The sequence below is a fragment of the Novosphingobium rosa NBRC 15208 genome, assembly GCF_001598555.1.
Classification (GTDB): domain Bacteria; phylum Pseudomonadota; class Alphaproteobacteria; order Sphingomonadales; family Sphingomonadaceae; genus Novosphingobium; species Novosphingobium rosa.
On the sequence record NZ_BCZE01000132.1, the window covers coordinates 1 to 10,565 of the forward strand.

Genomic DNA, 10,565 nt, shown 5'->3' on the forward strand with positions numbered 1-10,565 from the left:
CCGCCGAAGCCGCCGCCACCGCCGCCGCCGCCACGCGGGCCGCCGAAGCCGCCGCGGTCACCGCCGCCGAAGCCACCACGGTCGCCGCCGCCGCCAAAGCGGTCACCACCGCCGAAGCCGCCGCGCGGGCCGCCGAAGCCGCCGCCGCCACCGCCGCCGAAGGGGTCGAAGCCCTCCTCGCCAAATCCGTCGCGCTTGTCCCGGCCCCGGCCGCGACGCCCTCTATCAAAACTCATATACCCGAAAGAACCTTCGCTTCGCCCCGATCGATTGTGCCCGGCGCTTGGACGAAACGCACCGAACAACAGGGCCAGGCGCCATGCGACAGCACAGTCCTTTCCTCTGCATTTTTCGACATACCCCAAAAATCCGGGCAGCGCGAACAGATTCCGCATCTTGCGTTCAGATTCGTGACAATCGGTTTACAGCCTGCGGTCACTTGCGAGTCGAAGCCTGCCCTCACCTTGCCAGCGGAGGCGCCGGCTGGCATGCCGACAGGGCTTACGGGCGATCAGGGCCCGGCTTTTGATAAGGACACAGCCGATGTTTCGCCAGCTGACCGACACGATTCTGGTAAGCCCCCAGATCGACACCGACGATCTTGCCGAAGCGGTGAAGCTCGGCGTGAAGCATATCATCAACAACCGCCCCGAAGGCGAAAGCGACGATCAGACCCCCGGCGCGGTGATCGAACAGGCCGCCAGGGACGCGGGCCTGAGCTATATCGCGATTCCCGTGGGCCATGGCGGCTTCAGCGAGGGACAGGTCCAGGCCATGGCCGAGACGCTGGCCGGAGCCACCGGGCCGATTCTCGCCTATTGCCGCTCGGGCACGCGCTCCACGCTGCTCTGGGCGCTGGCCCGCGCCAGCGAGGGCGCCACCGCCGATGAACTGGCCCCCATCGCCGCCGCCGCCGGTTACGACATCACCCCGGTGCGCCCGCTGGTCGATATGCTGAGCGGCAAGGCGAACTAGGACCCCTGCCCCTCGACATAAAACAAAGCCCGGTCCGCAACGGCCGGGCTTTTTGCCATCTATCTGTCACGAAAACGAAAAGAGGGCCGGAGCGGCTGGCTCCGGCCCTTTGAGTTTTCGTCCGCAGGAGGAACGTCTGGTGGCGGGACCAGGAAGGAGGAGGAAGAAGCCCCGATCCCGCCGAACTTTAAACTCAGCTGTTGTAGGCGCGCTCACCGTGTTCGGTGATGTCCAGACCTTCACGCTCGGCTTCCTCGGTGGGACGCAGGCCGATGGTCTTGTCGATCACGAAGAGCAGCACGGCGGTGACCACGCCCGACCACACCAGCGTCAGCCCAACGGCCTCGCACTGGGTGATGACCTGGCCCATCGTGTCCCAGGCGCCAGCCTTGGCGACGAAGCCCGAGTAATCGACCCAGCCCTGGCCACCCAGCGCGGGGTTGGCCACAATGCCGGTGCCGATGGCGCCGATGATGCCGCCGATGCAGTGGACGCCGAAGACATCCAGCGTATCGTCATACTTGAACTTGTTCTTCACGGTGGTGACGAAGAAGAAGCAGACCGGCGAGACGATCAGACCCAGCACGATCGAGGTCATCGGCGCGCCGAAGCCCGAAGCCGGGGTGATGGCGACCAGACCGGCCACCGCACCCGAGGCAGCGCCCAGCATCGAGGGCTTGCCATGCACGATCTGTTCGATGACCGCCCAGGCGACCGCAGCGGCGCAGGTGGCGAGCATGGTGTTCACGAAGGCCACAGCGGCGACACCGTTCGATTCGAGGTTCGAACCGGCGTTGAAGCCGAACCAGCCCACCCACAGCAGCGAGGCGCCGATCATGGTCATGGTCAGCGAGTGCGGCGGGGTGTTTTCCTTGCCGAAGCCCACGCGCTTGCCCAGCACGAGGCAGCCCACCAGGCCAGCGATACCGGCGTTGATATGCACCACGGTGCCACCGGCGAAGTCCAGCGCGCCCTTCAGATACAGGAAGCCGGCGTCATTGGGGCTGGCATACAGGAAGTCGGGGCCGGCCCAGTACCACACCATATGCGCGATGGGATAATAGGCAAAGGTGGACCACAGCACGGTGAAGATGATCAGCGGCGTGAACTTGATGCGTTCAGCGAAAGAACCGATGAACAGCGCCGGGGTGATCATGGCGAAGGTCATCTGGAAGACGAAATAGGCCAGTTCGGGGATATAGACGTTGTTCGAGAAGGTGGCGGCATAGGTGCCGCTGTTCACGCCCTGCATCAGCGCCTTGGAGAAGCCACCGATAAAGGGCGAGCCGCCGGTGAACACCAGCGAATAGCCATAGGTGGCCCACAGCAGGCCGGTGACCGACACGATCATGAAGACCTGCATCAGCACGCTGAGCATGTTCTTCGAACGGACCAGACCGCCGTAGAACAGGGCGAGGCCCGGGATGCTCATCATCAGCACCAGCACGGTGGACATCAGCATCCAGGTGGTGTCGCCCTTGTTCACCATATTGGCCTGCTGGGCCACGGTGGGGGCTTTAATCAGGGCGGCCTGCGCGAAGGCGGCACCGGCATAGCCAAGCGAGCCGCCCACCGCCGCGACGCCGCACATCATCTTGCGGATCATGGTGTTCCCCTTCCAAAGTGAAGCGCCGCTCACAGCGCGGTGTCCCCGGTCTCGCCAGTGCGGATGCGGGTGGCCGAAGCCAGATCCAGCACGAAGATCTTGCCGTCACCGATGGCTTCGGTGCTGGCGCTCTGCTGGATGGTTTCGACGACGCGCGGCGCGAGCTCGTCGCTGGCGGCGATCTCGATCTTCACCTTGGGCAGCATATTCGTGGAATATTCCGCGCCACGGTAGATTTCGGTCTGCCCCTTCTGCCGACCAAACCCCTTCACCTCGGACACGGTCATACCGGCAATACCGAGGGCACCGAGGGCTTCACGCACCTCGTCGAGCTTGAACGGCTTGATGATGGCGATGATGAACTTCATGCCTATCCCCTAATAGCCAACCGGCCTGATGCCGGATGAACAAGGATAAGCACGAGGTGTGCCAATTTACGATTCGCCCCGATTCACAGGAGTGTCATCGATTCCATTCCTGTCGCGCAGGGGTGGTTTCGCGCTCGAATCTTGCGCATCTGCCTAAATTTTAGGCAAAGCCTGGCCAAAACTTTGCCCATGCATGAGGCAAATGACTTAGTCAGCCGGGAGCTGAGCGGCTATCCGGCAGGCGAAAATGGTTAATGGCCCTCGCCCTGCCCGGGCCTTCAGCGCTCCTTGGTGGCGCTGAAGGTCAGTTCGGGGTTACGCTCCTGCTGATAGGAGACATCCCAGGCCGAGCGGGCGAGAAAGACCATGCCGCCATCGCGGTCCTTGGCCAGATTGGCCTTGTTGAACTCGGCGAAGTCCTTCAGCCCGGTCTCGCTGCCCTTGACCCAGCGGGCCGTGTCGAAAGGCGCGCCTTCCAGCACGGCCTCCACCTTATACTCGGCCTCCAGGCGCGAGATCAGCACGTCGAGCTGCAACTGGCCCACCACGCCCACGATCCACTGCGCGCCGATCTCGGGATAGAACACCTGAATCACGCCCTCTTCGGAGAGGTCGTCCAGCGCCTTGCGCAGCTGCTTGGTCTTGGTGGGGTCCTTGAGCGCCACGCGGCGCAGGATTTCCGGCGCGAAATTGGGCAGGCCGGTGAAGCGCACCTTGTTCGCCTCCGACAACGTATCGCCCACCCGCAGCGTGCCATGGTTGGGAATGCCGATGATATCGCCCGGCTCGGCCGAATCGGCGATCTCGCGGTCCTGCGCGAAGAAGAGGATCGGCGAGTGGATGGCGATCGGCTTGCCCAAAGCCGAGGGCGTCAGCTTCATGCCGCGCTTGAAGGTGCCCGAGACCAGACGCATGAAGGCGATACGGTCGCGGTGCATCGGGTCCATATTGGCCTGCACCTTGAAGATGAAGCCGGTCACCTCGCCATTGGTGGGATCGATGGTGCCCGCCTCGCTGGGCTGGGGGCGCGGCGGAGGAGCGATTCGGGCAATCGCCTCGATCAGCTCGGCCACGCCGAAATTCTTGAGCGCCGAGCCGAAGAACACCGGAGTCAGATCGCCATGGCGATAGGCTTCCAGATCGAACTCGGGATAACCGGCCTGCCCCAGCTCGATCTCCTCGGCGAACTCTTCGGGCACCGGCTCATGATCGACGGTGCCGAGAAATTCGCGCGAATCGCCCTCGGGGCGGCTGATGCGGCCGCTGGCCAGATCCAGAATGCCCTCGAAGGTGCCGCCCATGCCCACCGGCCACGACTGCGGCGAGACATCCAGCGCCAGCGCATCGGCCACTTCGTCGAGGATCTCGAAAACGCTGCGCCCCTCGCGGTCCACCTTGTTGACGAAGGTGATGATCGGCACATTGCGCAACCGGCAGACCTCGAACAGCTTGCGGGTCTGCGGCTCGATGCCCTTGGCGGCGTCGATCACCATGATCGCCGAATCCACCGCGGTCAGCGTGCGATAGGTGTCTTCCGAGAAATCCTCGTGGCCCGGCGTGTCGAGCAGGTTGAAGGTGATATGCCCCAGCCCGTCGAAATCACGGGCGAAGGTCATGACCGAGGAGGTAACCGAAATGCCGCGCTGCTGCTCGATCTTCATCCAGTCCGAGCGGGCGCGCCGCGCCGCGCCGCGCGCCTTCACCTGACCCGCCAGATGGATCGCGCCGCCGTTGAGCAGCAGCTTTTCGGTCAGCGTGGTCTTGCCCGCGTCGGGGTGGGAAATGATGGCGAAGGTGCGGCGGCTGGAACTCATGGCGCGCGCCTCTACCCTTTGCGGGCCCGCGCGTCCATGATGAAACCTATCCCGTGGCGAGACAACGGCGCAGCGCCTCGCTTTCCTGATTGCGCAAGGGCCGCCCGCCGGGGCTGGAAAATTCCACCCTGCGATGATCGCCCCGATCGATGATCTCCACCCGCAGATGGCGCGCTTCATTCCAGGGCTGTTCGCGCGCTGGGCCCACCTCCTGCCAGCGCCCGGTCAAAGGCAAACCCCGGCCCAAGCAATCGCGCAGATCCGATGCGGGAAGCCCGGTGTTGGTAAAAAGCAGATGACGCAGTTCAGCTTCCTGCTTGCGGCGACCATAGCTGCCCGCAAAAGCGACAAGCGCGATCAGGCTACCGATCAGCAAAGTCCAGCTGACCATGGTCCAGCGTGGCGGCAGCGCCTCTTTCCTACCGCTCACGCCGGGCGGACCGTCACCTCCATGCGATAAGTCCGCGACTGGCCGGGCTCGATGGTGACCACGCCGGGCTTCCGGGTGAAATCGCCCGTAAAGCCCTGCGGGTCGGCATGGCCCTGCCATGGCTCGATGCACAGGTAATGCGCGCCCGGCACCTGCCAGATGCCCAGCGCGGGCGTATCGGGAAAGCTGACATCCAGCCATGCGCCGCCATCCGCGCCATAAGACAGCGCATGGCTATGGATATGATCCCAGATCGCCGCATCATCCTCGAACAGCGCGGGCGACAGCGCCAGATCGCGGCCTTTCACAGGGGTTGCCTCTTTTTTCGGCAGAAGCTGGCCAGTGGCCTTGTCCACACGGCGCAGATCCTCGGGCTCATCCTTGGCGAAGACGATGCGATGGGCTTCCTTGGCCGCCCCGCCAGGCAGCGGCCATGCGAAGGCCGGGTGATAGCCGAAGCTGAAGGGCATATCATGGTCGCCCGCATTGGTGATGGTGGCGGCCATATGCAGCGTCTGGCCGCTGAGGCGGAAGGCCATCGCCAGCTTGAAGGCGAAGGGGTAGATTTTGCGGCTGTCCTCGCTGTCGCTCAGCCCGAAGACAACGAAGTCATCCTCCACCGCCAAAACCTCGAAGGTCTGGCGGCGGGCGAAGCCGTGGCGCGGCAGATGATAGGTCTGATCGCCCAGCCGATAGCTATCCTCCACCAGACTGCCGACGATGGGGAAGAGCAGCGGGGCATGGCCTGTCCAGAAGGCGGGATCGGCGTCGGTCATGTAACGGGCGCCGTCGGCACCATCGAGCGACCACAGCTCCGCGCCAAGCGGGTTGATCCGGGCGGTCAGCGCGCCCGAGGTGATCGAAATCAGATTGTCCATGAGGCATCCCCTTTGCCGCACCAGACTGGAGGCTGGTACGGCAAAGGGCAAGGCCGGAAAGGCAAAAGATTCAAACGCGCAGCACGGCGTCCTGCTTGGCGGCAGCGGCGACCACCTTGTCGGTGATGGCTTTCAGATCGGCGTCCGTAAAACTCTTCTCGCCGGGCTGGAGGGTGATTTCGATGGCCAGGCTCTTCTGGCCCTCGGGCACGCCCTGCCCGCGAAAGTCATCGAAGACGCGGGCGGCCACGATGCTCGCCTTGTCCGCCCCGCGCACCGCGCGCAGCACATCGCCCGCCGCGCGGGTCACCGGCACCAGGAAGGCGAAATCGCGCTTCACCGCCTGAAGCGCGGGCGGCGCATAGTTGACGCGGGCGAAACCGGCGGCACCCTTCTTCGCGGGAATGGCATCGAGATAGATCTCGGCCACCGCGACCGGCGCGTCGATGTCGAAGGCTTTCAGCGTGGCGGGATGCAGCACGCCGAAACGCGCCAGCACATTCTTGGGCCCAAGGCGCAGCGTGGCCGACTGGCCGGGATGGAACTGCGGCCCGGCCTCGCCCATCAACTGCAGGCTCTCGACCGGAGCGCCCGCCTGCGCCAGCAGCGCCACGGCCTCGGCCTTGGCGTCGAAGGCATCAAAGCTCTGCGGCTTGCCGGTCGCCCAGCCACGCGGGGTCTTTTCACCCACCAGCACCACGGCGAGAGTCAGCTTTTCATCGCTGCGGCCATCTTGCCCGCGCAGATAACGCCGCCCGATCTCGAACAGGCGCAGGCCCGAAGCGCCACGCGCCAGATTGCGGCGCGCGGCAGAGAGCAGCCCGGGGAGCAGCGAGGGGCGCATCGCCTTCAGATCCTCGCTGATCGGGTTGGAGAGCACCCACAGGTCACCAGAAGCAAAATGCTCGGCCTCGGGCACGGGCAGGAAGGACCAGGTGACGGCCTCGTTCAGCCCGCGCGCGGCAGCGGCGCGGCGCACGCGGCGCTCCAGCTTCTGGGCCGGGGTGGCCGTCGGGCGGGCCACACCATCGGTGCGGGGCAGCGGCACGCTTTCCACCTTGTCGATGCCGTGGATGCGGACGACTTCCTCGACGATATCGGGCGCGCCATCCACATCGGGGCGCCAGCCGGGCACGGTGACCGACCAGTCATCGGCGGCCACAAAGCCGAGAGCGGCCAGAATGCGCTTCTGCTCATCGCCGGGGATGCTCACGCCACCCAGCGTCTCGGCCAGCTTGGGATCGTAAGCCACCACCTTGGGCGTGGCAGGCGCTTCGCCCGCGCGCACCACTTCGGAGGCTTCACCGCCGCAGATCTCCAGCACCAGACCCGTCAGCAGATCGAGGCCGGTGTCGAGGAAGGCGGGATCGACGCCACGCTCGAAGCGGCTGCGCGCATCGGAAGTGAGGTTCAGCTTGCGGCCCGTGGCGGCGATGCGCTCGGGGTTGAAATAGGCGATTTCCAGCAGGACATCGGTGGTGTCGTCAGCGCAGCCCGAATGCTCGCCGCCCATGATGCCGGCAATGTCATGCACGCCCGCGTCATCGGCGATCACCGTCATCCCGGCGTCGAGCCCATATTCCTTGCCGTTGAGGGCCAGACAGACCTCACCCTCGACAGCGCGACGCGCCACCACCGGGCCCGTCAATTTGGCCAGATCATAGGCATGCGCCGGGCGGCCATAGGTCAGCATCACAAGGTTGGTAATGTCCACCAAAGCCGAGATCGGGCGCTGGCCCGCGCTCTTCAGGCGCTCCTGCAGCCAGTCCGGGCTGGGGCCGTTCTTCACGCCCTTGATGACGCGACCATAAAAGGCCGGGCAGGCTTCGGCGTCCTGCGTGGCAATTGCCACCGGGCAGGGATAGCTGCCAGCGATGCCGGGCGCCGCGATGGGCTTGAGCGTGCCCAGACCTACCGCCGCCAGATCGCGCGCAATGCCATAGACGCCCATGCAATCCGGGCGGTTGGGGGTGATGGCGATGTCGAACACCGGATCGGCGCCATGGTAGTCGGCGAAAGCGGTGCCCACGGGCGCATCCTCGGGCAGTTCGATGATGCCGTCATGGCCCTCGCCCAGCTCCAGCTCGCGCATGGAACACATCATGCCGTTCGATTCGGTGCCGCGCACGGCGGCCACCTTCAGCACCATGCCATTGGCGGGCACGACAGCGCCGGGCAGCCCCAGCACGCCGACCAGACCGGCCCGCGCATTGGGGGCGCCGCAGACGACCTGCAGGGGGTCGCCCTCGCCGGTGTCCACGGTCAGCACCTGCAGCTTGTCGGCATTGGGGTGCTGCGCGGCGGTGAGGATCTTCGCCACGCGGAAGCCCTTCAGCTTCTGCGCCGGGTCTTCGATGCCCTCAACTTCCAGACCGACAGCGTTCAACCCATCGGAAATCTGCTGGACGGAAGCCTCGGTGTCGAGATGGGCCTTGAGCCACGAGAGAGAGAATTTCATGTGGTCCAGCCCTTCTTATGCGTTCACACCGACGCCGCCCGACAGGGTCGGCACGTCCAGCGCGGAGAAGCCGTAATGGCTCAGCCAGCGCGCATCGCCATCGAAGAAGGCCCGCAAATCGTTCATCCCATATTTCAGCATGGCGAGGCGATCGACGCCCACGCCAAAGGCAAAGCCCTGCCATTCCGCCGGATCGTAACCGCCCGCGCGCAGCACATGGGCATTGACCATGCCGCTGCCCAGCAGCTCCATCCACGAATGGCCTTCTGCATCGCCGCTGCCGCCCACCACGCGGCGGCCATCCTGCCAGCTGTAGCCCGTATCGACCTCGACCGAAGGCTCGGTGAAGGGAAAGTAGCTGGGGCGCAGGCGCAGCACGATGTCCTCACGCTCGAAGAAGGCCTTGAGCAGCGTTTCCAGCGTCCATTTGAGATGGCCCAGATGGATGTCCTTGCCGATCACCAGACCCTCGATCTGATGGAACATCGGCGTGTGGGTGGCATCGCTATCGCTGCGATAGACGCGGCCCGGCGCGATGATGCGCAAAGGCTGGTTGCCGCCCGCCGCCAGCATGGCGCGGATCTGCACCGGGCTGGTATGCGTGCGCAGCACCATCTCGCGGCCCTCTGCCGTCAGGTCGGGCAGATAGAAGGTGTCATGCATCGCGCGCGCCGGATGGCTTTCGGGCATGTTGAGCGCGGTGAAATTGTGCCAGTCGTCCTCGATCTCCGGCCCGCTGGCGACGGCAAAGCCCAGATCGGCGAAGATCTCGGCCAGCTCATCCATCACTTGGCTGACGGGGTGGACGCTGCCCAGCGGCGCCTCGGGCGCGGGCAGGCTGAGGTCCACCGTTTCGGCGGCCAGCTTGCGCTCCAGCGCGGCGGCTTCCAGCTTGGCCTTGCCCTCGGCCAGCGCATCGGTGACGCTGCCGCGCAGGGCCTGGATCGCCACGCCCTTGGTCTGGCGCTCCTCGGGGCTCATCGCGCCCAGCGTCTTGAGCAGGCCCGAGATCGAGCCCTGCTTGCCCAGAAACTCCACCCGCAGCGCCTCAAGCGCATCAAGGGTGTCCGCCGCGGCAATCTTGCCCAGCGCATCGGTTCCAAGAGCATCCAAATCGATCATCAGCCTGTCCGGTATTGCTTGCGGGAACGGAAAGCCCCCTGTTTCAGCCGGGCTCCTTAAGCCGCCCGCCACCGCAGCGCAATCTCTTAGGCCTTCACGATCAACCCCGCCCGCCCCGCTGCCCGTCGGGCGTATCGAGCGCCTGCATCGCCGCGCCCGCCAGCCGCGCCCGTTCATTGACGATAGCGTCGAGGATCGGATGCTCCAGCTTGCCGTACTGGCGCGGGGTCATGCCCATGAACTGCCGGAACTCGCGCACGAATTGCGCCTGATCGTGGTAATGCCCGTCGAGCGCGCCGATCCACTTGAGCGAGGGATCGAGCATGTACTGCGAAAGGCTGCGGATAAACCGCTGGCGCCGCAGCAGCAGCTTGGGCGAGAAGCCGAAGGCCTTCGCGCAGACCCGTTCCACCGTCCGATCGCTGGCGCCGACCGTTTCGGCCAGCTGCGAGACGGTGGAGATATCGGGATCGACCAGCGCGGTGTGGATCGCCATGATGCGTTCCTCATCGGCCAGCGGTTCGCCCGCGCGGGCCATAAAATGCGCAGAGATGCGGCCCAGCTCGCCCTCGACATCCGGCTCGGGCCCGAACAGCGTATCGGCCAGCGGGCGGAAAGCGGCAAAAGCCTCATGCGCCTGCCCGTCGACCACGGCATCGGCCAGCGCATCGGCAGGGGCAGCGACGAATTTGGCCCAGCCCGAGGGCATCAGCCCGATGCCCCAGATGCGGCAGGTCCCCACTTCGAAGCGAAGGGCCCGGCCGCTGGGACCGGTGGCGGCGAAGTCAACCTTGTCGATCGACTGCCCTTGATAATTCTCGGCAGAGAGGCGTTCACCCGAATGGAAGCGAAGATTGGCCCATTCCGGATGTAAATAGTCGATCGCGCGCTCACCCGCAGGCACGTCGATTTCC

10 protein-coding genes are annotated in these 10,565 nt (G+C 65.3%); 1 reads left to right on the forward strand and 9 read right to left on the reverse strand.

The genetic code is table 11. The features are described 5' to 3' along the window. The coding region (locus SR3_RS29305; protein ID WP_176579654.1) for a hypothetical protein at window positions 1-236 on the reverse strand (236 nt) is incomplete at its 3' end. A 307-nt stretch (window positions 237-543) separates the two neighbouring features. On the opposite strand from SR3_RS29305, the gene SR3_RS29310 reads away from it, so the two are divergent. Next, window positions 544-975, forward strand: a complete 432-nt coding sequence (locus tag SR3_RS29310; protein ID WP_068094666.1) for a TIGR01244 family sulfur transferase — start codon at window positions 544-546, stop codon at window positions 973-975. Between the two features lie 193 nt (window positions 976-1,168). On the opposite strand, the gene SR3_RS29315 is transcribed toward SR3_RS29310, so the two are convergent. The 8 genes from SR3_RS29315 to SR3_RS29350 form a co-directional block, all read right to left on the reverse strand. Continuing rightward, window positions 1,169-2,581, reverse strand: coding sequence for an ammonium transporter (locus SR3_RS29315; protein WP_084456052.1), 1,413 nt, complete (start codon window positions 2,579-2,581; stop codon window positions 1,169-1,171). Window positions 2,582-2,610: 29 nt separating this feature from the next. Beyond that, window positions 2,611-2,949, reverse strand: coding sequence for a P-II family nitrogen regulator (locus tag SR3_RS29320; RefSeq protein ID WP_068094668.1), 339 nt, complete (start codon window positions 2,947-2,949; stop codon window positions 2,611-2,613). A gap of 278 nt (window positions 2,950-3,227) precedes the next feature. After that, entirely contained in the window at window positions 3,228-4,763 is a 1,536-nt protein-coding gene (locus SR3_RS29325; RefSeq protein ID WP_068094670.1) for a peptide chain release factor 3, read from the reverse strand. A 46-nt stretch (window positions 4,764-4,809) separates the two neighbouring features. After that, entirely contained in the window at window positions 4,810-5,193 is a 384-nt protein-coding gene (locus SR3_RS29330; protein WP_157099204.1) for a hypothetical protein, read from the reverse strand. Next, complete coding sequence (locus tag SR3_RS29335; protein WP_068094675.1) at window positions 5,190-6,071, reverse strand: aldose 1-epimerase family protein; 882 nt, start codon at window positions 6,069-6,071, stop codon at window positions 5,190-5,192. The genes SR3_RS29330 and SR3_RS29335 overlap by 4 nt, the downstream gene beginning before the upstream one ends. Window positions 6,072-6,141: 70 nt before the next feature. After that, a complete protein-coding gene (gene pheT, locus SR3_RS29340) occupies window positions 6,142-8,529 on the reverse strand; it encodes a phenylalanine--tRNA ligase subunit beta (RefSeq protein WP_068094677.1) in 2,388 nt (795 codons plus the stop codon). Between the two features lie 15 nt (window positions 8,530-8,544). Continuing rightward, the gene (gene pheS, locus SR3_RS29345) at window positions 8,545-9,651 is read right to left on the reverse strand and encodes a phenylalanine--tRNA ligase subunit alpha (RefSeq protein WP_068094679.1); all 1,107 of its coding nucleotides are present in this window, start codon (window positions 9,649-9,651) and stop codon (window positions 8,545-8,547) included. A gap of 100 nt (window positions 9,652-9,751) precedes the next feature. Next, window positions 9,752-10,565: helix-turn-helix domain-containing protein (locus SR3_RS29350; protein ID WP_068094682.1), on the reverse strand; the 814-nt coding region annotated here is incomplete at its 5' end.